Genomic DNA, 23,416 nt, shown 5'->3' with positions numbered 1-23,416 from the left:
TTGTGAACATGTTTTAAAAAATAAAAAGCGGCATGACGCCGCACATGCCGTTTTATTCCTGTATAGCAGCTTCAAGAGCGATTTCAACCATTTCGTTAAAGGTCGATTCCCTTTCGGCAGCAGATGTTTCTTCCCCAGTCAGGACATGGTCGCTGACCGTTAAAACAGATAATGCTCTTCTGCCGAATTTCGCTGCAAGTGTATAAAGAGCAGCCGTTTCCATTTCAATTGCCAAAATTCCGTATTCAGCCCATTTTTCGTGCTCCGCTTGATCATTATAGAATAAATCCGTCGTGAACACGCTTCCGACTTTGACGTCGATTCCTTTTGATACTGCAGCATCATAAGCTTTTTTCAACAAATCAAAATTAGCGGTAGGCGCATAATCAACAGAGCCAAACGTTATGCGGTTCATTTGGGAATTCGTTGATGCGCTCATAGCTAAAATGCAGTCTCTGATGTGGACGTCTTTTTGAATGGAACCGCAGGAGCCAACGCGAATAAGCGTTTGCACATCGTACTCTTGCATGAGTTCATGAATGTAAATCGAAATCGATGGAACCCCCATTCCTGTTCCTTGGACAGAGATGCGCTTTCCTTTGTAAGTTCCGGTAAAACCGTACATTCCTCGAACTTTGTTGTAGCATACAGCATTTTCTAAAAAAGTTTCCGCAATATATTTGGCCCGAAGGGGATCACCGGGAAGCAATATTTTGTCAGCAATCTCGTCTTTTTTCGCACCAATATGAATGCTCATGTTATCAAGCCCCTTCATTTAAAATAATTGAAGTAATATTATCATAACATAGCAGATTTTTCATGAGAATCCGTGCAGCATATTTTGCATCCTCCAATCACCGGACGTGAATGCGGTGAATTTTTTCCCACCCGCCGGTCACTAATTTATAATACTTTGTTCCATTTTTTCCTTCATCAATAAAAACAATGTCTCCTGTCCAAATATAACGTCCGTTATAATCCGGAGGGATCGCTTCCGAAATATTAAATTTCCGAAAAATTTTTTTGAGCACTTCCTGATGATTTTTTGCACGGACAGTTAAGCGGTATACGGGTCGATACCCTTTTTTCTCCCCGATGTTTGGTGTTTGAAAGATCGTCACATCATAATCGGTCGATGGATTAGACAATTTAAGAAGATTCAGTGCCAACCTTGTCCCCTCCAAATACAATTTTCCAAACTTATTTGCTGTCAATGGAGGGAATTCCTGCTGCGAATGTCAACTACTTTTGTCGAACCTTTTCTGATATTGTCAAGATAAACATAAGCCAGCATAATCCAACCGCAAATCCCGCCAAAACATCTGTTAAATAGTGAACTCCCAAATAAATTCTGCTTAATCCAATCAACAGACATAAAATACTGGAAACGGCAAAAACGACCCGCTTTCCTTTTTTTATGCGGGTGCTGATTAAATAAGCGATCAAACCGTAGACAGCTGTTGAATTCATCGTATGACCGCTTGGAAAACTGTAGCCGGAAATATCGGTCAGTCGATCAAAATCAGGGCGCTCTCTTTTCACCATTTCTTTTATCATTTCATTCATCCAACGAACGCCGTATAAATTTATGTAAAGAATAATAAACGTGATCCATTTTTTTCGAAATATATAATAAATACTTATGAAAATAGTGACAGGGAGAAGAATATGATATGAACCAATTTCTGTGAAAAAGAACATAATGGAAGTGAATGGATCATTTCGAACCCCTTCGATTGATTGAATAATTGTATCGTCAACATGGCGAACTGTCTCATTTTTAATCGCAAAGGAACTCGTTATCAAATAAAAAAGCAGGATGAAAAATATATATGTTTTATTCATCTAAGGCAGCGAAGATATGCCACTTTTTAGCGAAAGTGGGAAAGGTAATCGCTTTTTCCTCCCTTCGTTTCGTTGTATTTCTTAGTATAGTAAAAAATAGGAAAAACGCAAATCGTTTAAAACGTCTTATTCTTTTTATCGCTGATATTCGAAACAATTTTTGCTGAAACCTATGATAGTTGGGGAGGTGGAGGAAAACAGTGGATAAAAAAATACATCCATTCATACTATTAAATCTGTTGATCAATTCGATCGTGTTGGGGATGTTTGCTTATGACAAATACAGCGAACATAATATAAGTTATAGCATCACTTTTACAGTCTTATGTATATTTTTTGTTTTCTTAACTATTTATGGGTTCATGAACAATAGTAAAATTAACCGAGCAAAGCAATAAAAGAATGATGCTTCTTTTTGATGTTAAATAGTAGTGATGGCCGCCTTTTTAATAAGGTGGAGGAGAATTTCCTTTGCGTGCTGTTGGTATTTTCTTATTCAAGTTAAGAAGTTTACTGTTGCCGCGCATTGATAAATCCGTTCATTCATCTTTTCAAGAGAGTGTGTGAACTGGATACATTTCCTTCCGTCTTTATATACATAGAGAGCTTTGATTTTTAAGTTCTTCATCGCCATAAATTTTTGATAGCTGGCTTCTATTTCTGAGCAGCAAAAGCAGAGGGGTGACGATATGTGCTGCCCAACACCCCTTCCATTTTCGCAGCCTTAATGCGCCCTCTTCCTCCCATTTTGGGTTGGTCCGATTTTATCGCGGCCACAATAAATTTAGCTAGTTAAAAATGCCGCGTAATTTGACTGCACAGCTACTTTGACAGCTTTTCTAAACGGAATAGTCTTCTCCGTTGTCGCTAATATGAGAGCTTTGTTATACACCTACTTACGCCATAACCGACTGATTCTATTCCCCGTCGGATTTTATGACAACAGCCTTTTAAATTGGACATGATTGAAAAATTTTCATACAAAAAAACTAGGCTCTCCTTGTTTATCAGCTATATTGGCGAATGATATTGATAAGCTTGCTATCAAGATTCGGCACGTCCTGCCTGCTTACACGAACTCGAACGTAGCTTTCATCCAAATCTAGCGCTTCGGCGAGAAACCCGGAAAGTCCTCTTGCTCTTCGATCAATTTCCATAATCATTTCAATATCGTGTTCGCCTATCGAATAGAAAACAATTTCAAGCTCCTTTAAACGGCCTCTAAATGGACCGGAAGTCGGATAAAATTCAAACTCTTGAATGAACGGTAGCCTTTTTCTTAAACGATATGGCGCTGCTTCATTTTCAACTTGAAGGAGCTTAAATCCGATTCGGTTTATACTGTTTAATACTTCCTTCATTAAGCCGCCGGGAACAACGTCGATATAGTCCGTATCTTTCGGATCGATCGCTCCTTTAATATCCAATCCGGTATGAATCCATACTTTGGATGCTCCGATAGTAATTGGAGTATCAAGCGGAAGCTGAAATGAAAACGGAATTTCTTTCGTTTCATTCGGCAGTATGACGAAAGGTTTATTGATTTGTATTTTAGCGATTTCTGCTTGCCTCTTCTCTCTACGATCATCTACTTCTTTTATATAATGCGTAAGAACGGACAAGTAAATTTCGTCAATTTTTTGTTCAACGTTTCCTCCATTAATGACAACAATGCCTTTCACCTCTTCGCCGGGATAGAACGTTGAGGAGGTAAGCTTCGTATCTACTTTTGCCGCTCCAATCCCAATGCCCGCGAAAATTTTATTAAATAGAGACATTTATTCTCCCCCTATTTCGGAATTTTTCTGAATATCCTCTAGAATCTCCTCTGCTGATCTGTATGAACCATCCATTCCAAACAGCTTTTTTATAATATTCTTTGATTCTACGGAAATATCTAGCTCCTCTTCCCAACTTTTTTCTTTTTTTCCCTTTTGATCAAATGATGAATAAAGCAAAAACAATACGAAATGCCCCAGCGCATAAAAATCCGTCTGAAAGCTAATTTTACGCATCCTTTGCTTTTCCGGCTCCCATTTATGAAAACTCTCCTCTTCTTCATCTGTAATCAAACGGGACAAGCCAAAATCAATGATGGAAATACTGTCGTTGTAAAGAAGAATGTTCGGTATTCTTAAATCACGGTGGACAACGTTTTGATCATGTATATACTGGACAACTTCGAGAATTTTTGTTAAATAATGAAAAGCATCTTTTTCGGAATATTTTTTTCCAAATTGAAAGATTAATTGCTCAAATGTTAGCCCTTCTTTGTATTCCATGACAAGATATTGATGGCTACCATCATTGATTTCAGCGTATAAAGCTGGAACGGCAGGATGACTTAATTTTTGCAATATTTCCCTTTCTTTTTGAAAAGGCCGTTCACCCGTTGTTTTTCTTCGCTTTCGGAGCTGCTTCAAAACGACTTTTTGATGTGTGGACAAATCTTCTGCAAGATACGTGATTCCGTAGCTCCCTACTCCTAAAAATTTTTGGACTACGTATCGTTCGATAACAGATCCTGGTTTATGTAGCCGCTCACCCCAAAGCGGAAACGGCTTCCAAAACTTTTTCCATACTTCCATCATCAGCTGCTATACGAACCGGAAAAGAATCCAAACCCAGAGCGATGTTTTCTTTTATAATAATGATGGCCGTAAGAAGTTGGATCATGTTTGTATTTTGACTTAGGATAATGCTTTTTGTGGTAGTGGCTGCTGCTGGAATAATGGTAAGGGCGATGGCCTAAAAACGATTTGATGAATTTTCTCAACATACACCTTTTCCCTCCTTCTTGTATTACTTGTTTTTACGAAAAAAATCTGCATTGGTTTCAGTTTAAAAAATTTTTTGAATAAAAAGATTGGAAGACCTGGTAATCTTCCATTCCTCTATTTCTATTACTTGTCATCCATTGCAGTTTTTTCATTAGAAAATTTTTCAAAAAAAGATCATGGTAAGCGGCTCATTTTTTTCAAATATTGAATGACAACGTCCATCATTTCCTTATATTTTTTATCCCCAAATAAATCGTAAAGACCTTTGTAATCATTATACAGATCAAGGAGGGAATCAATGATTTCCTGCTGCATAGGCTTTGTTTTCTTTTCGTTTTTTTGGCTGTTCATCGGAGCAGAAGCATTTTTCTGTGCGTCCATCCCAGCAATATGTTGGATAATATGAATATTTTGCAAATGTTGATCTGCTTCTTTTTTCGAAACGGCCAGCTTTAATTCATCCGCAGATGATTCCATCCATTCCCCGTCGCGCACCCGCACTAATTCATAAATAACTTCCTCCCACGCATCGTCTTTATATCTCCACAATTCCGTCCGGTACCCGACAATTTTGAAAATTTCATCACCATAGCCTTTCACATAAACAAGGTCGCCAATTCCAAACATCAGTTCCACTTCAACCGTTTCTGACTCAAACACAGTCCCATCATATTCTGATAAAAACTGTAATGAATGTTCAAAATATAAAATTTCACTGTAATTGATTTCATATAAAAACTCTTCGTCCATCGTATGGATGTTTGTAATCGTCCCCAAAGTACCGTACAAAGTAATAACGACTTGATCGCCAATATTGAACTTCGGTTTTTTTCTTTTCAGTATGAAGGCACCCCCTTTAATGCCATCACTCTTTCGATTATCACATTATATGCATCATCAACTTGTTTGAGTTGGGCGAACTATTTTGAAGGCTCAGTCAATGTTTTTGTTCAATCAATTGAACATATTTTTCCCAAGCTTCATCAAAAACAGACATGTTTTCCAAATATGATCCATTTAATTCCAAGTAAGTGCTGAGTTCATCATAATCAGTTGAATTTTTCGGAAAGCTGTGGTCAAGATAAGCATCGTTTGCAAACTTGCTGATTTTGTCCTTCGGTTTAGGATGTCTGAACGTCATCAAATAATGATAAAAAGAACTCATATTTCCACCTTCCTAAAAAATTTGCTTGTTTCATTATAACGTTTTGATAAATTTTCGAAAATAAAAAAACCGCCTTTTTATGGAGCGGTTTTAAAGAGAAAAATGCTCTTTCTTCAGCTGCAGCTGGAAAAAGATTTTTTATTGTTTTATAGAATGGACCATATTTATTCTCCACTGATTAAAAAACAACGATCCATTATGCCAAGACACCGTTTCCTTATTGAACGGTTTCTGGAAGCGGATTTAAGTCAATCTCAAAGCCTAAATCTTTTAACATTTCGTGATCTTTTGACATTTCCTGTCCTTCAGTTGTTAAATAGTCTCCGATAAAAATAGAATTAGCCGCATATAACCCAAAAGGCTGCAGCGAGCGCAAGTTTACTTCCCTTCCTCCGGAAATGCGTATTTCTTTTGTCGGCAGCATGTAGCGGAATAAGGCAAGCACCTTTAAACAATATCGAGGATTAAGATTATTTTCTCCTTGCAACGGAGTTCCTTCAATAGGATGAAGAAAATTAACCGGAATAGAATCTGCGTCGATCTTCTTTAAAGCAGCAGCCATTTCAATAACATCTTGTTTCGATTCACCCATCCCGATAATCACACCGGAGCAAGGAGAAATCCCTGCACGTTTGACTTTGTCAACTGTGTTTACGCGATCTTCATATGTATGACTAGTGACTATATGTTCATGATATCTTTCTGATGTGTTCAAGTTATGATTGTATCGATTGACACCAGCTTCCTTCAATCGTTCCGCCTGTTCGTCTTTTAAAATTCCTAAACATGCGCAAACCGTCAAGTTGTATGTATCTTTTATTTCGCGTACAGATTCGCATATTTTTTCTACCTCATGGTTTGTAGGCCCTCTTCCGCTTGCAACGATGCAGAAAGTTCCAGCTTTCAACTCTTGTGCCCGTTTGGCCCCCTCTAAAATGGCTTCTTTTGAAAGCAGCGGGTATTTGTCGATCGGAGCCGTTGATACGGAAGATTGGGAACAGTAGGAACAGTTTTCAGGACAATATCCTGATTTTACATTCATGATCATATTTAACTTCACTTTATTCCCGTAAAATGCTTTTCGAATCTTGTAAGCACCATGCAGAAGAAGCAGCAATTCTTCATCAGGACAGTCCAAAATTGCAGCAGCTTCCTCATAAGTTATTTTATGTCCAAATAGTACGTTTTCGGCTAATTCAACCCAATCGATTCTCATTTCGTAATCCCCCTTTTCTGTAATCCTGAATCCGTGATGAATTGAAATCGACTTTGATTTTGTTGTAATTTTGATGGATTGATAATCCATAAAACCCCTTTTATGCTTATGACCTATGTCATCTCTATTTCCGAAAATGGAACAAATCTCTTTTTTAGGTATACGAACCAAAAAAATAGACAAAAAAGCACAGGGAGTGACGTTGGACATCAGTGCCCGAACATTCGTTCGTTATCTTACCTCTCTCCATTTCTGATAGACGTTCAGTAGGGGCTCGCTATAGCCACTCCTTCGCGTCAGTTTCATCCAGATCTGTCGTGATCGACGGACGAGTCGCCCTGCCATCGTGATCACCGTCTGAATAATCGTCTTGATGCGGCGGCGTTTCACTTTGTGGTGCAACGGATGTCTCGGATCGCTTAATAGATCTTGTCCAATCAGACGAAGAAGATTGTAAACGAAGGCTCCCATGACCAACACGAGCGCATTCGTTTTCATCTTCCCAGATGGAAGCCGCTCTAAATCTAAGTCGCTCTTCAGTTCGCTATGAAACTGTTCGCATGTCGCATGGTCATGATACAACGCGAGCACATCGCTCATTCGAACATGCTCGTATCCTTTGAGCCGCACCCAATAGCTTTCCACTTCATAATCAGGAACGAGCATCAGCTGTCCATTGCGTTCCATCGTCCGTTCCGTCACTTGGGTGACTTGAACGTACGTATACGTGTTTCCATCGATCGCTGCCTTCTGTGGAAGGCATAGCTCATAGGTTTGTACTCCTTCGCTTTGTCCATCATCGACACGTTTGCCCTTTTGCGAAGCGATCTGGAACCAAAGCGCTTTCGATTCTCGGCGTAAGTTTCGCTTGATGACAAAGTCCACGTCTTCCTTTAGGCATACGTGCACATTCGCTTCTGCATCGTTTCCTGCATCCATGCGAACAAGCAGACGAGATGAAGTCAGTTGACGAGCTCGACGGATAGCGGTGACTAAAAACGAGGGCATGTTGTCTTGCACATGTTGTTTCCCTGGACGCAACTCGGCATGAACGAGATACCCTTCCTTCCCTGCATACGCAAACAACGGTGTAAAACCGTCAAATCCTTTATACGTTCGACTGACTCCTTCTTTTTTCGTATCGGAGTTGTCAAATGGGGAACCATCTATATCAAGGGGAAGCCATGTCGTCTTTCCTTTGGTCCAACAAGGGGACAAAGTGGCATGTCGTTGAATCAACAGACGTATGGACTCCTCCCAAAGAATCGTTTCGGTCATCGGAAGACAAGCGAGCTGATCGAGTCGTTGTCGCAAGGTTGGAGAGGAAGGCACGTGCTGAATCCCCATCGATGCCGAAAAGATATCGTCCTGACGATACGCTTCGATATGATCGAAATCCGTTTTTCCTGTGGCAAGCAAGCCAATCATCGAGCGAATGACATCGCTATGGGAAATGTGCACTTCTCGACGAACCGTTGGAAGCCGAAGTGCGTTTACCCGTTTATCCAGTTTCGTTCGATGGAGTAAGTAGCCAACGAGAGCAAGCCCAGCACTTGGGGTAATCGCTTCATCTGTCAATACAAACCGAATCGGGAAATCTTTCATCACATCACCTACTTGATGAAGAATCGTCAACGTCGTTTTCCCTTATCGTATCAACGGTTTGCGACCATTGTAAAGATGTTTTGTCACGGATTCAGGTGTAATACTTAAATGGTAAAAAAAGAAAGGATATATGTCAACTATTTTTTAGATTAAGTTTACATAAAATACAGATAAAAATCCTGCCCGAACAGGCAGGATTTTTTTATTTTACATAAGCGCAGCCGACAATGATCAAAAGTATAAATAATACTACGATCAAAACGAATGAAGATCCGCAGCCATATCCGGCACCATGTACCGGATAACCGTATCCATGTCCACAATGGTGAAAATCGTGATGGTGAAAATGCATTTGCCCCACTCCTCATTTTTAATCTAGGTTTCAGTTTACATTATGTTTTTTTGGACTTTCAGGTATGTGCACATGCCTATTTTTCCAAATTCTTTGGAACAAACGCCCTGCAGTTGGAAATTGGAAACACCAGTTGTGCAAGCGGGCAGATGATATCGTCCTATAAGAAACATGAGGAGGAACTTCATCTGCGACCGCATTTTGATTGTCTTAAAAAATCAATTTTACAAATTTTAGATTGTTTGAGATTACTGTATAGACATGGCAGCGGTCAACGAAAGAAAAGGAGTGGGCAAATTCGTCTTTTTCCGACATAAGCTGCTAGTATTAGTTCAGAGTCATCTGACCAGTTATGGTTGTACAAGTTTAAAAATATCTTTTTTTCCAAAAAATATAAGCTGTTAAGCTTGACATGAGCAATGAAATGGAAATGGGAATAAAAAACGCAAAATGATGATTTTGAAACGGTATCGGCACATTCATTCCATACAAGCTCGCTACTAATGTCGGAATAGAGATGACGATCGTAATTGCCGTCAAAAATTTCATGACAATATTGACATTGTTGGAAATGACTGATGCAAATGCGTCCATCATTCCGCTTAAAATACTTAAATATACCTCTGTCATTTCAATTGCTTGTTTGTTTTCGATAATGACATCTTGCAAAAGATCTTGATCTTCCTCATACATTTTCAAGTAATTTAATCGCAGCAGCCTTTCCATGACAATATTATTGGATTTCAGCGATGTCGTAAAATAAACTAAGCTTTTTTCCAGACTGAGCAATGAAAAAAATTCTTTATTTTTCATCGATTGATGAAGCTCTTTTTCTACTTCGCTCGTTTTGCGATTAATTTGTTTCAGATATCGCAAATAATATGTTGAAGTTAAATATAAAATTTGAAAAGCAAATCGCGTTTTCATAAACGTATAAAAACCTTTAACTTTGTTTCTGGCAAACTGTTCAAAGATTGGGTTTCCTTGCAAACATACTGTAATAAAACAACTGTCAGTAATGATCATTCCGATCGGGATCGTTTCATAAAACGTTTGCCCGATGTCATCTACCGTGATAACCGGAATGTCAACAATAATCAACACATTGTGGTCCTCTTTTTCAATCCGGGATCTTTCCTCATCATCCAGTGCATCTTTAAAAAAGTCTATTGGAATTTGCAGCCGTTCTGACACGAAATGAACTTCTTCCTCAGTCGGTGCCACCATGTTGATCCAACAACCGTTTTGAATATCTTCAATTTCCTTCAATTGGCCGTTCGCGCTTGACATATAAATGTTCAGCATGCTTTAACCTCCTTTGCTAGAGGCAGTCTGCACGCGCAAGAGTGTCATCGCTTACGAACAGCGCCTCTTTCCGCATACATACTGCCTTACCTATCTCGGGTCCGTCCGGATCTAAAAAAGAACCGCTATTCATAAACGATTTTCACCCTCCTTCATCCATAAAAATTCAACCTAATATATGATACTAATTTTGTTTTACGATGTATATAGGTTTTAACGGAATTTTACATAAATTTGAACATTTAATAAAAAAAGGGCACATGTTTTTGTGCCCATTCGTTTACATATAATCTTTACTCTGTTTGATCGTCTTCAAACAGTTTTTTATATTCACCATAGCCTTCTTGTTCGAGCTGATCTTTCGGGATAAAGCGAAGCGCAGCCGAGTTAATGCAGTAGCGAAGGCCTGTCGGTTCTGGACCGTCAGGGAAAACATGTCCAAGGTGCGAATCCGCCGTTTTGCTTCTAACCTCTGTACGGATCATGCCGTAAGATGTATCTAATTTTTCGACGATCTCATGCTGATGAAGCGGTTTTGTAAAACTTGGCCATCCGCAGCCTGAATCAAATTTATCGAGCGAGCTGAAAAGCGGTTTTCCCGAGACGATGTCGACATAAATCCCTTCTTCTTTATGATCCCAATATTCATTTTGAAATGGAGGCTCCGTCCCGTTGTTTTGCGTCACCTCATATTGCATCGGAGTCAATCGTTTCTTCAGCTCTTCTTTATCCCAGTCGCTCCAATGCTTGCGTATAAATTCATCCCGTCCAGACGCTTGACGATACCGTTTGTAGTGAAAAGGATTTTTTTTGTAGTAATCTTGATGATAGTCTTCGGCTGGGTAAAAAGGTTTTGCCGGCAATATTTCGGTCGCAATCGGTTTTTCAAAACGTCCGCTTTTTTCTAAAAGCTCTTTCGATTGTTCCGCGAGCTCGCGCTGTTCCTCCGAATGATAAAAAATAGCCGTTTTGTAAGATTCTCCCCTGTCATAAAATTGTCCGCCCGGATCAGTCGGATCAATTTGCTGCCAAAATATATCCAGAAGCTTTTTATATGGAAACACGTTCGGATCAAAGGTAATTTGCACGGCTTCCACATGACCCGTCGTGTGCGAGCACACTTCTTCATATGTCGGATTTTCCTTATGTCCTCCCGTATATCCGGAAACAACCTTAATAATTCCCGGAAGCTCGTCAAAAGGCTGGACCATGCACCAGAAGCAGCCACCCGCAAAAGTAGCCAATTCATATTTTTCATTGCTCATCATTTTTCCCTCCCTTTAGCTAATTTTCCTGCCTGCTCATTCTCATCGCAAAAGTAAAGATCAACTTGTTCTTCCTACAATACATTATAAAACGATTAAAAAGAACAAAACAATTGATTTGCAACTCAAGCATAGCGAAGTGCAAAAACTAGTATATTCGTTCCATTAAGAATTTTTCCTTTTTTGCTCCATGTTATCACGAAATGGCCATAAAGCTGCCATCATGAAGGCTAAAAGCAAAACGATGGAAGCTAAAACGTATGGAAAATCGACGTCGATATCAAACAAAATTCCTGCAATCGCAGGACCGACAATGTTTCCTAAACTTGTATAAGTAGAGTTCATGCCGGCAATAAACCCTTGTTCATCTCCTGCCATATTGGATAATAGAGTGGTGACAGCTGGTCGAAGAAGATCGCATGCTAAAAATACAGCAAACGTTACAGCCATAATGAAAAAGTAGCCGTCAACTAAGGTTGACAGAAAAATAAAGACGGAAGCGCCTAATAAACAAATTTCAATCAACCTTTTCTCGCCAAGATACTTCACTAGCTTGTCAAAGAAAACGATTTGGGCGATGAGTCCAAAAATCGTTCCTGTTGTTATGACGATGGAAACATCTTTCGGCGAAAAACCGAATTTTTTGTCGACAAACAAACCGAACATCGTTTCATATGCGGAAAGACCAAATGCTAAAACAAACACGATCAATAGCGGTACAACATACGGAGGTTTGATCGATTTGCTTAATTCGCTGAAAAATTGAAGACGAGTTTGTTTTTCATCTAATTGTTGAATGTTATCATTTGGAAGCGGTTCTTTTAAAAGGAGAATGGAAAAAACGGCTGCGACAAGCGCAATAAATGCCGCAAGAAAAAACGGCATCCGAATGCCGAATTCTGCCGCAAATCCTCCGATGCCGGGCCCGATAATAAAACCTGCGTTAATGCTGGCAGACAAATATCCAAGCGCTTTCGGCCTGTCCTCTAAAGTGGTGATATCTGTAATAAACGCAGTAACAGCGGGCATAATACATGCCTCGCTGATTCCGCCAATTATTCTTGAAATCAAAAGCAAGAAGAACGCAGAGCCTATTGCAAATAAAAATTCGGATACAGCAAACAAAACTAAACCGATGACAATCATAATCTTTCTGCCAAAACGGTCAGTAAAAATCCCCGTGACCGGCGAGGAAAACAACTGGGCAGTTGAAAATGCTGCTATGAGATATCCCATATAAACGCCCGATAAATTTAGTTCATTCATATAAGCAGGCAAAACCGGAACAACGAGTCCGATTCCTAAAAAACCGATAAAAACATTGCAAAGCAGTAATATGAGGGAGATATTTTGTTTATTTGAACGTAACATGATAACTTCACCTGCATATCTTTGACTTTAAATTTTTATGTATCAAGAATCAACTACGATGTAAAATTTTTACTTTTACAGAAAAGAAAGAAGGCGATCCATCAAAGGACGTTTTTCATCCTTCTGGATCCTCCTTCTATCTCGCTTTTCTTTAACTTTTATGCTCGCGCAAATGAAGTACATATACAGCAATGCTTAAAAACAAGGCGCAGTAACCGACATTTATGTAAACTTTGTCTAAATTGTAATCTAAGTTTCCAGCAAGGTATTGTTTATATGCCATACCGCCAAAATAAACAGCAAGGAGGAACATGACGATGCTAGCAATTAAATATATTTTTTTCAAATACATCACCCCTACACCAAATTCCCTTGCTTTTCTTTTTCTATAAAAATGTTTCATCTCTAACAATTTATTTTCTCTTATCTTCACCTCTCCGTCAAGAATTCGCCAGAAAGAATTTTCGCCATTATGTTTCATATTCCGCTATAATATTTTAGGAAAGGAGATCTGAAATATGGCATTACCTGATGATTTTTGCCGGAAAATGAAACAATTGTTAAAAAATGAAGCAGATGATTTTTTTTCTGCTTTGCGAGATGAACCGATCAAGGGACTGCGCTTCAATCGTCTAAAAATAGAAAAAGAAACGTTCATTCGGAAAATATCTTTTTCTCTTTCTTCAGTTCCCTTATGTGAAGACGGATTTTATTACGATGAAAAACAAGACGAGCCCGGAAAACACCCTTTTCATGCAGCTGGGCTCTATTATATACAAGAACCGAGTGCTATGGTTCCTGCTGAAGTGCTTCAGGCAAAACCCGGAGAAAAAATATTAGATTTGTGCGCTGCGCCAGGAGGAAAATCGACGCAAATTGCCGCGTCGATGGAAAATGAAGGAATTCTAATCTCAAATGAAATTCATTTCAAACGAGCGAAAGCACTATCGGAAAATATTGAACGTTTCGGAATTCAAAACGCTATTGTGATAAATGAACGGCCCGAAAAACTGGTTCAACACTTTCCGAATTATTTCGACAAAATTTTAGTTGATGCCCCGTGCTCTGGAGAGGGAATGTTTCGAAAAGATGATAACGCCATCGAATTTTGGAGCGAGGATCTTGTTGAAAAATGCTCGTACACGCAAAAAAAGCTGTTATCTTTAGCGTTTCAAATGTTAAAACCCGGCGGAACTCTCGTCTATTCCACCTGCACGTTTTCTCCTGAAGAAAATGAACAGGTTATTGAGGCATTTGTAAGCATGCATCCAGAAATGTCTCTTGTTGAAATTCCTAAACGTGAAGGTTTTGATCGAGGAAGAGTGGAATGGACAAAAACGAATTTTGAAGAAATTTCAAAATGCATCCGCCTTTGGCCGCATAAAATCAAAGGTGAAGGGCATTTCGTTGCGAAATTAATCAAAAATGGCGAAACCAATACGAGAAGCAGCGTTTCATATTTAAAATCAAATGTCAAAAAACAGCAATTAGCTGAGTTTCAGCAATTCGAACATTCTTTTTTAAAGAAAAGAATAACCGGGGCATTTTTCTTAAAAAAACAACAGCTGTATGTATTACCTGAAAAATGCCCAGATATTACTTCGTTGAACGTTTTGCGGGCGGGTCTCCATCTTGGAGAAATCAAAAAGAAACGATTTGAACCGAATCATCATCTTGCCCTGTCACTCACACCAAATGATGTGAAATACAGTTATTCCTTCTCAACGAACGAAAAAGATTGGCAAGCTTATTTAACGGGAGAAACGATTTCATCTCCATTGGGTGTAGACAGGGGATGGATATTAATGACAATAGACGGCGAATCGATCGGTTGGGGAAAAGAAACGAAAGGAACCATTAAAAACTTTTATCCAAAAGGTCTTCGTGTTCAATTTTGACAAAACAAAAGCGGGTTTTGATACCCGCTTACTTATTTGAGAGGGAGCGGAACATACAAATTTGCTGAAATTACCCCTTCCTCCAAATCAATTTTTTCAGCTTGAATTTTAGACCCGTTTTCCAATGCCAGCTGATCAAGAAAGACTACAATCTGGCGATTTTTTGCATCAATCTGCACTTCTTTTGGAAAGTGGTATTGGGAATCAATATATTTCAACACATAAGAAACCGGAACGGAAAGTCTCCCAACCGATAAGCTTTTCACCTTTAAAATGACGTTTCCCTGCTGTACACTCGGTTCAAAAGACATGACCATGTCCAAATCCCGGCCGAAAGCGAGAAGGCTGCCGTACAGTTTAATATCATCCGTAATTTCAACCCAGTATGTGAGAGGCTGATGAACGGCTTCCTTTTTTAAATAATCATTGATGACCTTAGTTACTGTCTGTTTATCTGTTTCCACTTTAAAGACAGCAAAATCTTTACTACCTTCCGCTTCCTTTTTCAGAGGCGGCTTTTCCCCAGGCATAAGCAGAAGACCAGAGGAGATGAGAATAATCAAAAAATTGGAAAACAACAAGATAAAAAATGCAAGCTTCCATTTATTCATTTACTTCAATCCTTTTTTGTTCCATTTTCCAATGTTTCCATAACCCTTGCCGCAATCAATACATATCCGTTCTCGTTCGGATGGAATTCATCTGTATATAAGAGGTTTTTGTCCTCTCCTTCTTGAAAAATATCCTGAATTGAAACGAATACCGCACGTCCATCTCCGAGCAAAATTTGTTTCGTCCGCTCGTTCCATTCCGAAATAATCATATCAATTTCCGGAAATTCTGCCAATTTCCACGCAAACGGATTATAAAGCCCAATAAACGCAATCACTGCCTGTTCATTTGTCAACCGGATCTTGTTCATAATGTCTCTTAAACGTTGTTCATAAAGAAGGCGTTCTTCTTGAAAAAGTTCAACTGTTAATTCAAAAATATTTTCCCGCACGACTTTCATTAAATCATTTGCACCAATCGTCATGAAAATGAGATCGGCATCTTCCAATTCCTTTTTTACTTGATCTTCATCAAGCTTTTTTAACAAATTTTCCGTTGAATGCCCCATCGCTGCAAAATTGACTGTTGAAACAGATGAAATGTCTTCCTTTTTTTCTAATTCATCTGAAACGAGACCAACATAGCCTTCTTTTGTTCGGTCGCCCACTCCTTTTGTCAGGGAGTCGCCAAGTGCAACAATTTTGATATCTCCTTGCAATTGAAAAGAGCTGGACCTACTTTCATTCCCCGCGACAGCGATTTCAGTTTCAATCGGTTTGCTCTCTTCCTCTTCCGCCTTCGCTTGATTTGAAGGAGAAGCAGTGGATTTTTGGACACATCCGGTTAATAAGAAAAAAGTCATAATAAGAAGAGAAAATTTTTTCGACAGCATTCCTATCACCTTGTGACGATCTCTTTCTTTTTATTATATCATACGAAAAAAAGTTTAAAATTGACCCAAAGGCATCATGTACAGAGGGTCCTTTCCCCCTGCTGTCAGACGCTTTAGGCCAACTTTAAACTTTATTGAACAGCTTTTATATCGTTGATAATTTCGTCATACGGCGTATTTTCAACACCGTTGTAGCTTTTTAAAACAACTCCGTTTTGATCCACTAAATAAAAGCTCGTTCCATGAATGACCTGATCATCGCTTTCCGGTTTTTGAACGATCGTTTTAAAACTGTTTTTTGCAAAGTTTTCAATTGTCTCTTGGCTGTATCCGGTTAAAAAATGCCAGTTGTCAAGAGAATCGGAAAATTGATTTGCAAATTGTTTCAGTTTCTCTGGTGTATCTACTTCCGGATCAACGCTGAATGATACAAACTCGACTTCAACACCTTCTTTTTCCGCTTTTTCCTGCAATTGAGCCATATGGGCTGTCATCGGCGGACAAACGGTTTCACAGCTTGTAAAAACAAAATCAGCTACCCAAACCTTCCCTTTTAAATCTGCTAAAGCAAAGGGCTGTCCGTTTTGATCCGTAAATTCAAAATTTTCCACTTTATAATTCAACGGATCTTTTATTTTATTTCCGCTGCAAGCCGTTAAAAAGATCAATAACAGAAAACAGGAAATGAACATTTTCTTCTTCATCGATCATTCACCTTTCACCTATTCTCATCGAAAGTGTATCAAATTTTCATTCAAGTGAAAACAAATTCCAAAATGATTCATAAAAGATTCAAAAAACTAGCTTTTACTTATGGCTTCACATAGTAAGAAACTCCTAAAGCTCCTTTGCCGGTATGAATGGAAATGATTGGTGTCGTTGTGCAAATATCAATTTTATCGGCGGTTGTGATCTTCAACAATTCCTCTTTTAAGCGCAGAGCCAAATCTAATGCATTGGCATGCGCCACCCCAATCCTCAGCAAATCGCGATCTTTTATATCTTGAATCAATTGCTTCATAAAAAATTTAACAACTTGCGAATGGCTTCTAACTTTTGTGATTGGCGTAAAGATCCCGTCTTGTAAAGAAGCGATCGGTTTAATATTCAATAACGATCCTAATAGAGCCTTTCCCTTTCCAATCCGTCCCCCTTTTTCCAAATGCTCGAGAGTGTCTACTGATACATAAAGAAAAGTGTTTTTTCGTACTTGTTCTATATGAGAGATTATTTTGTCTAACATTGCTCCCTTTTTTGCCATTTTTGCCGCTTCAATCACTTGAAAACCTAAAGCGCTAGATATATAGTTGGAATCTATGATCGTAACTTCTCCCTCGGTCAGGCTTGCCCCCTGCTGTGCGGCGCGCACTGTTCCGCTCAGTTTACCGGACATATGAATGGATAGCACTTGAAAACCTTCTGCATGAAGGCGATCATACACTTCCTTAAAATGGACCGGAGAAGGCTGAGAACTTTTCGGTATTTCTGCTGATTCCATCATTTTTTCAATAAATTCCGCTGGTTCAAAATCAATGCTGTCCGTATAAGATACACCATTCAATGTATAAGTTAACGGAACAACTTCAATATTGTATTCCTCCAAAATATTTTTATCTAAATCTGCTGTTGAATCGGTAACGATCCTTACCTTTTGTGTCAATATATTCACTTCCTATCAAACAATAATATTTCAACCTTATCACGTTTCTGATCAAAAGAAAAGAAACAGTCTCTAATCTTTACCCGTCCTAACATATTTTGAAACTTAAAAATTCAAAAACGGTCAATTTCGCAGATCTCTCCTTCTTCTCCAAAACGCTTAAAAAAATAAAAAGCCCTTGCCGATAATCAAATATCTGCAAGGGATATTTCTTTAAGCGTTATGTTTTAATCGGTTGTCTTGAAAAATTGATTCATAATCTTTCCACTTTAAAGCATGCTTCAAATAGCTTCGAAAATTATAAAGGCTTTTTGGCTTTGATTCTTTGCAAATGTTCGCTATAAAAAGCTGCAAATGAATATTTAACATGAAACGGTAAGAGTTATCCTCCTCCAATACTGGGATTTCAACAATCTTCACCTTCTGTCCATTTTCAAGTTTGAACTCTAGGCTTTTAAATAGCAAAGTATCAATCCTCTTTTTACCCGTTTCTTCTATTATACAACAAAATAGGAGCGAATTTTGCAAAAATTTGTCATATACAAAAATATTTTAAATTAACAAATTGAATAAGTTGCTGTCCTTGTTAACCTCTGTAAAAGGAAAACCTTTCTTTTTCATTCTTTCGACTAATCCGCGATAATCTTCCCGATGCTTGACTTCGATGCCGACAAGCGCAGGACCGCTGTCTTTATTATTTTTCTTCGTGTATTCAAAGCGAGTGATATCATCCGTCGGACCTAATACCTCATCTAAAAATTCACGTAAAGCACCCGCACGCTGCGGAAAATTAACGATAAAATAATGCTGCAAGCCTTCATAAATTAAGGATCTCTCCTTAATTTCCTGCATGCGCTCAATATCGTTATTGCCTCCGCTAAGAATGCAAACGACATTTTTTCCTTTTATTTGATCTTTGTAAAAATCAAGCGCTGCGATTGGAAGCGCACCTGCTGGTTCTGCTACAATTGCATTTTCATTATATAAGTTCAAGATCGTTGTACAAATTTTTCCTTCCGGCACAAGTAAAAGATCGTCCAAAATTGTCCGGCAAATGGAAAATGTCTGATTTCCTACCCGCTGGACCGCCGCTCCATCCACAAATTTTTCAATTTCATCCAGTTCGACTACTTCGCCTTTTTCGAGTGATTTCGCCATAGCTGGTGCGCCGGAAGGTTCCGTGCCGATTAATTTTGTTTCCGGCGATACGCTTTGAAAGTATGTGCCGATGCCAGACATTAACCCTCCGCCGCCGATAGCAGCAAACAAAAAATCAATTGGCTCATCGCTGTCATTTAAAATTTCAACAGCAATGGTGCCTTGGCCCGCAATGACATCTTTATCGTCAAACGGATGGATGAACGTACGGTTTTCTTTTTCGGCGCATTCAAGCGCTTTTTTATACGCATCATCAAATGTATCGCCTGTCAACACAATTTCAATGTACTCTCTTCCGTGCAATTCCACCTGAGATATTTTTTGTTTTGGAGTTGTGGAAGGCATAAAAATTTTTCCATGCACTTTTAACGCTCTGCACGAAAATGCGACTCCTTGCGCATGATTTCCAGCACTTGCACAGACAACCCCATTTTTCGTTTCCTCAGGAGTCAAATGTTTCATTTTGTTGTAAGCTCCTCTTATTTTAAAAGAGCGTACAACTTGCAAATCTTCCCTTTTCAAGTATACCCGGCAACCATATTTTTCAGATAATCTTTGGTTAAATTCCAATGGAGTATGTGTCACAACATCCTTTAATGATTGATGCGCTTTTAATATATCTTCTACTTGGACGAATGCTTCAACTTTTGTCAAATTCGTCATCGTACATCCCTGCCCTTAAACAATTTCTTAATTTTTAAATTATAACACGATTCAAATAAAAATAAAATTACATCTATTGTTTTTATTTAGAAATCGGCTTTTTTGACCGATTGAATCAAATTTTACATGTGAAATTATATGATTCTTATATGTATTACTTGCAAGATATGGCACAACTAAAAAAGACGCTTAAGCGCCTTTTTTAATGTCCTTTAGAAACCGGCAAAAGAAGCAATGCTTCCTTGACTTCAAATTGACTCAGACCGTTCTTATTTATTTCGCTCGTACACAAGGAAGCGGTGCGGATAAACATTTTTTTCATCAACTACTCCATCTTTTTGGGAAATAAGCTTCCATTCAGAAAAATCAATTTTTGGAAAATATGTGTCGCCTTCAAACTCCCCCTCAATTTCTGTTACATAGAGTCGATCGGCAAACGGAAGCAGCGCTTCAAAAATCTTCGCTCCGCCAATTACAAAAATTTCTTCTTCCTTATTGTTTTGGGCAAATTGCAAAAATTCATTTATCGAATGAAAAACGAGACAGCCTTCAGAAGAAAACTTTTCATTCTTTGTTAACACAATCGTTTCTCTTCCGGGAAGGGGCCGTCCAATCGATTCAAAGGTTTTACGGCCCATGACGATCTTTTTGTTCATCGTTGTTTCTTTAAAATATTTTAAATCATTCGGAAGATGCCAAGGAAGCTTATTGTCCTTTCCGATCAGCCGGTTTTCATCCATCGCAAACAAAAAGGAAATCATACACTCACCTCACCTTTAATGTGAGGATGAGGATCATACCCTTCCAGCGTGAAATCTTCATAAGTAAAATCAAAAATGGATTTTACCTCTTTATTCAATTTCATTGTCGGAAGAGGCCGCGGCTCCCTCGTCAGCTGCAATTTTACTTGCTCAATATGGTTGTTATAAATATGAACATCGCCAAATGTATGGATAAACTCCCCGGGCTCCAAGTCGCAAACTTGAGCAATCATCATCGTTAAAAGCGCATAGGAAGCAATATTGAACGGCACACCTAAAAAAAGGTCTGCGGATCGTTGATAAAGCTGACACGAAAGCTTTCCTTCCGCAACATAAAATTGGAAAAACGCATGGCACGGCGGGAGGGCCATTTTATCTAAATCAGCGACGTTCCAAGCACTTACAATCAATCGCCGTGAATGTGGATTCGTTTTAATTTGTTCAATTACATTTGAGATTTGGTCGATGGTATTTCCGTCTGCACCTGTCCACGAACGCCATTGGTAGCCGTAAATGGGGCCCAAGTCGCCGTTCTCATCTGCCCATTCGTTCCAAATTCGGACGCCGTGTTCTTGTAAATATTTTACGTTTGTATCACCTTTTAAAAACCATAACAGCTCATAAATGACCGATTTTAGATGAATTTTTTTCGTCGTAACAAGAGGAAACCCTTTAGCCAAATCAAAACGCATTTGATATCCAAATGTGCTGATGGTTCCTGTCCCCGTCCGATCCTGTTTTTTAACCCCGTGCTCAAGCACATGTCTGCATAAATTTAAGTATTGTTCCATTGATGACACATCCTTTAGTTGAAATGTTACTTTAGTTTACAATCGGCTCGTTCTCTCATTGCTATTAAACCGTTTGTCAAACGAAAAAATTTTTTCAAAATCCGGATCGAAAAAGCCGTCTCATGCAGCTTATTTTTGCAATCTCCATCTTTAAAAATGGAAAAATTGGCGAATCGCCAATTATTTCCCGCTGCACACTTTCTGAAATTATTTTATCTCTTCCAGCTTATCATTTACATCTTCGTTATTATGAGCAATGCGGCTAGCTGCACTTGCAGCAATGGCTGCCACGATATCGTCTAAAAATGTATTGACTTTCCCGTCATGGCTATTGTTCAGCTCTTTGATGATTCCAAATTTTTCTTTGTCTAAATAGCCATAATTCGTAAATCCAATTGACCCATAAACATTTACAATCGATAACGATAAAATTTCATCAATTCCATATAGCGGTTCATCTGATTCGATAATTTGCTGAAGCGGTTCAGGAAGCAATTTTTGTTCCGCAAGCTTGTCTAAAGCAATTCCTGTCAAGACAGCATGAATGATTTCTCGTTTTCTTAAAATCTTTTCAACATGGTATGTGCATTCTTCAAGAGACAGATCGGGAATGTATTTTTTTTGCAGCTCCAACACGATTTGTCCAATGTCTTTTAATGTTACTCCCCGATCTTCCAACAATTCAATCGCTTTTTTTTGGAGCTTTTCAAGTGAATACGCCATATTCAATCACTTCCTTTACTGCATCCAATTTGGAGGTGTGTTTGTGTCCCAATAAATTTTCCCCAATGCATAATGGGTTTGAAAGTGGTCATGGTATGTATGGTAATGAAAATCAAACCAATAGCCCTGTTTTGGCGGATGATCGACGCGAACATGAAATCGTATCAAGTCTTTTCCGCTCGTACGATCATAAATGTGAAAAATTTTTTCTCCTTTTCCATTCGCAGGTTTTTGGGATATAGCCAAATCTGCAAATTTTTCCTTCTCCGTTGCCAAGAAGGTTTTGATCACTTCTTCCATTTGCGGCAAAACTAAGTTGCGAAACTCATCTTCTATCACACCGCTGATTTTTTTGCCGAATTTTTCAAATGATTGTTTTTCCGCTTCAAACAAAAATTGATCGACAATGTTTGGCTGTTCTATTGCTGACTGATCTTGTGAATCACGATGCAGTAATAGTTTTTTCTCTTCGGCCTCCGGTGCATAGTTTGCATCAGGAGCCTGTTTATTGACGGTTAAGGCGGACGGAGGCGCTACAAGCCCGAATGTTGCGAGTGTAAATAAAACGACAAGCGATTTTCGAATCCAATTTTTCAAGTTCCCAACATCCTTTCCGCCAAATGAACAAACGATACTATCATTCTATCATATTTTAATCAAAATAGATATTTGATAGAGTTTTTTGACTGAAAAGAAATGGGTTCAAAAAAACGAGAAAAAAGGGTAAAATAAAAATCAGAAGTTGGAGGCAGCAGATCGGAAGCCGACAATTTGGGAAACCGGCAAAAAATGACCGTTCAACTCATCCTGCAAAATTTTTTCTAGTTGATTGGAGGAAAGTACATATGTATGATGCAATGTTCATAATAGGTAGCTTTATTACACTTGCATATTTAATTGTAATGGAACTTACAGACTAAAAGCTCATGGAAGACCATGAGCTCTTTTACTTTTAAGAAGCTGAATATTATTAGCAATGCTTTTCAAATGCTTGAAGAAGATTTTCCATAACTCCTTCCAGCGTATTGCCTTCAATGTCATGTCTTGGGATAAAATGGACAACTTCTTTTCCTTTTAAAAGAGCCATTGACGGCGACGACGGTTCATAACCGATAAAATACTCCCTCATTTTTGCCGTCGCTTCCCGATCTTGACCCGCAAAAACTGTTACGAGATGGTCAGGAGTTTTTTCGCTTCTTACTAAAGCTTGTGTTGCCGCTGGTCTTGCAAGTCCCGCTGCGCAGCCGCAAACGGAATTCACAAAGACGAGCGTTGTCCCTTCCGCTGATTCCATAAATTGATCCACCTCTTCAGGTGTAACTAATTCGCGGAATCCGGCATTTGTCAACTCATCTCTCATCGGTTGAACGAGCTGACGCATATACTCTTCATAAGCCATTGACATTTTCAATCC

At 38.8% G+C, this 23,416-nt stretch carries 27 protein-coding genes; 1 reads left to right on the top strand and 26 read right to left on the bottom strand.

The features are described 5' to 3' along the window. Window positions 1-52: 52 nt before the first annotated feature. The 15 genes from deoD to ypmT all read right to left on the bottom strand — a co-directional run bounded on the left by deoD (window position 53) and on the right by ypmT (window position 13,250). On the bottom strand, window positions 53-757 hold the full coding sequence (gene deoD / locus NST97_RS02525) for a purine-nucleoside phosphorylase (protein WP_340856448.1): 705 nt from the start codon (window positions 755-757) through the stop codon (window positions 53-55). 97 nt (window positions 758-854) lie between these two features. After that, complete coding sequence (locus NST97_RS02520) at window positions 855-1,163, bottom strand: YodL domain-containing protein (protein ID WP_082829560.1); 309 nt, start codon at window positions 1,161-1,163, stop codon at window positions 855-857. A 79-nt stretch (window positions 1,164-1,242) separates the two neighbouring features. Further along, the gene (locus NST97_RS02515; RefSeq protein WP_341342889.1) at window positions 1,243-1,845 is read right to left on the bottom strand and encodes a phosphatase PAP2 family protein; all 603 of its coding nucleotides are present in this window, start codon (window positions 1,843-1,845) and stop codon (window positions 1,243-1,245) included. Between the two features lie 1,007 nt (window positions 1,846-2,852). Further along, window positions 2,853-3,623: a sporulation protein gene (locus NST97_RS02510; RefSeq protein WP_063389692.1), complete on the bottom strand. Its 771-nt coding sequence runs from the start codon at window positions 3,621-3,623 to the stop codon at window positions 2,853-2,855. Continuing rightward, window positions 3,624-4,433, bottom strand: a complete 810-nt coding sequence (locus NST97_RS02505; protein WP_063389691.1) for a serine/threonine protein kinase — start codon at window positions 4,431-4,433, stop codon at window positions 3,624-3,626. It lies immediately after the preceding gene. A 2-nt stretch (window positions 4,434-4,435) separates the two neighbouring features. Then, on the bottom strand, window positions 4,436-4,624 hold the full coding sequence (locus NST97_RS02500) for a hypothetical protein (RefSeq protein ID WP_063389690.1): 189 nt from the start codon (window positions 4,622-4,624) through the stop codon (window positions 4,436-4,438). A gap of 175 nt (window positions 4,625-4,799) precedes the next feature. Beyond that, window positions 4,800-5,414 carry a hypothetical protein gene (locus NST97_RS02495; protein ID WP_261308781.1) on the bottom strand — a complete coding sequence of 205 codons (615 nt, stop codon included), beginning with the start codon at window positions 5,412-5,414 and terminating at the stop codon, window positions 4,800-4,802. A 148-nt stretch (window positions 5,415-5,562) separates the two neighbouring features. Further along, window positions 5,563-5,790, bottom strand: a complete 228-nt coding sequence (locus NST97_RS02490) for a YozE family protein (protein WP_066250287.1) — start codon at window positions 5,788-5,790, stop codon at window positions 5,563-5,565. Window positions 5,791-6,007: 217 nt separating this feature from the next. Continuing rightward, window positions 6,008-7,006, bottom strand: a complete 999-nt coding sequence (gene bioB / locus NST97_RS02485; protein ID WP_066250286.1) for a biotin synthase BioB — start codon at window positions 7,004-7,006, stop codon at window positions 6,008-6,010. A gap of 231 nt (window positions 7,007-7,237) precedes the next feature. Next, window positions 7,238-8,611 (bottom strand): IS1380-like element ISGsp2 family transposase, encoded by a 1,374-nt coding sequence (locus tag NST97_RS02480; RefSeq protein WP_339195758.1) that lies wholly within the window; start codon window positions 8,609-8,611, stop codon window positions 7,238-7,240. 202 nt (window positions 8,612-8,813) lie between these two features. Continuing rightward, window positions 8,814-8,963: a YjcZ family sporulation protein gene (locus NST97_RS02475; protein WP_082829556.1), complete on the bottom strand. Its 150-nt coding sequence runs from the start codon at window positions 8,961-8,963 to the stop codon at window positions 8,814-8,816. A gap of 366 nt (window positions 8,964-9,329) precedes the next feature. Then, window positions 9,330-10,268, bottom strand: coding sequence for a magnesium transporter CorA family protein (locus NST97_RS02470; RefSeq protein WP_063389686.1), 939 nt, complete (start codon window positions 10,266-10,268; stop codon window positions 9,330-9,332). A 293-nt stretch (window positions 10,269-10,561) separates the two neighbouring features. Beyond that, window positions 10,562-11,533, bottom strand: a complete 972-nt coding sequence (msrB, locus tag NST97_RS02465; RefSeq protein ID WP_063389685.1) for a peptide-methionine (R)-S-oxide reductase MsrB — start codon at window positions 11,531-11,533, stop codon at window positions 10,562-10,564. Window positions 11,534-11,698: 165 nt separating this feature from the next. Further along, on the bottom strand, window positions 11,699-12,904 hold the full coding sequence (locus NST97_RS02460; protein WP_340881352.1) for an MFS transporter: 1,206 nt from the start codon (window positions 12,902-12,904) through the stop codon (window positions 11,699-11,701). Window positions 12,905-13,055: 151 nt separating this feature from the next. Continuing rightward, complete coding sequence (gene ypmT / locus NST97_RS02455; protein ID WP_063389739.1) at window positions 13,056-13,250, bottom strand: protein YpmT; 195 nt, start codon at window positions 13,248-13,250, stop codon at window positions 13,056-13,058. A gap of 172 nt (window positions 13,251-13,422) precedes the next feature. Between ypmT and NST97_RS02450 the strand changes: the two genes are divergently transcribed. Next, on the top strand, window positions 13,423-14,802 hold the full coding sequence (locus NST97_RS02450; RefSeq protein WP_341342888.1) for an RsmF rRNA methyltransferase first C-terminal domain-containing protein: 1,380 nt from the start codon (window positions 13,423-13,425) through the stop codon (window positions 14,800-14,802). A gap of 32 nt (window positions 14,803-14,834) precedes the next feature. Here the strand turns inward: NST97_RS02450 and NST97_RS02445 are convergent, their stop codons facing one another. From NST97_RS02445 to NST97_RS02395, 11 genes are all read right to left on the bottom strand, one after another. After that, the gene (locus tag NST97_RS02445; RefSeq protein WP_066250274.1) at window positions 14,835-15,413 is read right to left on the bottom strand and encodes a YpmS family protein; all 579 of its coding nucleotides are present in this window, start codon (window positions 15,411-15,413) and stop codon (window positions 14,835-14,837) included. Window positions 15,414-15,418: 5 nt separating this feature from the next. Further along, complete coding sequence (locus NST97_RS02440; protein WP_144596979.1) at window positions 15,419-16,246, bottom strand: SGNH/GDSL hydrolase family protein; 828 nt, start codon at window positions 16,244-16,246, stop codon at window positions 15,419-15,421. A gap of 131 nt (window positions 16,247-16,377) precedes the next feature. Beyond that, window positions 16,378-16,950: an SCO family protein gene (locus tag NST97_RS02435; protein ID WP_094245660.1), complete on the bottom strand. Its 573-nt coding sequence runs from the start codon at window positions 16,948-16,950 to the stop codon at window positions 16,378-16,380. Window positions 16,951-17,057: 107 nt separating this feature from the next. Further along, a complete protein-coding gene (locus NST97_RS02430; protein ID WP_340881348.1) occupies window positions 17,058-17,906 on the bottom strand; it encodes a DegV family protein in 849 nt (282 codons plus the stop codon). A gap of 213 nt (window positions 17,907-18,119) precedes the next feature. Further along, window positions 18,120-18,371 carry a DUF2535 family protein gene (locus tag NST97_RS02425; RefSeq protein ID WP_063389678.1) on the bottom strand — a complete coding sequence of 84 codons (252 nt, stop codon included), beginning with the start codon at window positions 18,369-18,371 and terminating at the stop codon, window positions 18,120-18,122. An 87-nt stretch (window positions 18,372-18,458) separates the two neighbouring features. Beyond that, on the bottom strand, window positions 18,459-19,727 hold the full coding sequence (gene ilvA, locus NST97_RS02420; RefSeq protein ID WP_063389677.1) for a threonine ammonia-lyase IlvA: 1,269 nt from the start codon (window positions 19,725-19,727) through the stop codon (window positions 18,459-18,461). A 269-nt stretch (window positions 19,728-19,996) separates the two neighbouring features. Continuing rightward, complete coding sequence (locus NST97_RS02415; protein ID WP_340881346.1) at window positions 19,997-20,488, bottom strand: dihydrofolate reductase; 492 nt, start codon at window positions 20,486-20,488, stop codon at window positions 19,997-19,999. Continuing rightward, the gene (locus tag NST97_RS02410; protein ID WP_063389675.1) at window positions 20,485-21,279 is read right to left on the bottom strand and encodes a thymidylate synthase; all 795 of its coding nucleotides are present in this window, start codon (window positions 21,277-21,279) and stop codon (window positions 20,485-20,487) included. Before NST97_RS02410 ends, NST97_RS02415 begins: the two co-directional genes overlap by 4 nt. Window positions 21,280-21,486: 207 nt before the next feature. Further along, on the bottom strand, window positions 21,487-22,002 hold the full coding sequence (locus NST97_RS02405) for a phosphatidylglycerophosphatase A family protein (protein ID WP_063389674.1): 516 nt from the start codon (window positions 22,000-22,002) through the stop codon (window positions 21,487-21,489). Between the two features lie 15 nt (window positions 22,003-22,017). Then, complete coding sequence (locus NST97_RS02400; RefSeq protein ID WP_066250261.1) at window positions 22,018-22,599, bottom strand: YpjP family protein; 582 nt, start codon at window positions 22,597-22,599, stop codon at window positions 22,018-22,020. A 373-nt stretch (window positions 22,600-22,972) separates the two neighbouring features. Next, window positions 22,973-23,407, bottom strand: coding sequence for a BrxA/BrxB family bacilliredoxin (locus NST97_RS02395; protein ID WP_063389672.1), 435 nt, complete (start codon window positions 23,405-23,407; stop codon window positions 22,973-22,975). Window positions 23,408-23,416 lie beyond the last annotated feature (9 nt).

It is taken from the genome of Aeribacillus sp. FSL K6-1305 (genome assembly GCF_038050115.1).
GTDB classification, from domain to species: Bacteria; Bacillota; Bacilli; order Bacillales; family Aeribacillaceae; genus Aeribacillus; species Aeribacillus composti.
The sequence above is the reverse complement of the archived record's forward strand: the minus strand, read 5'-3'. Positions and strand labels throughout refer to the sequence as shown.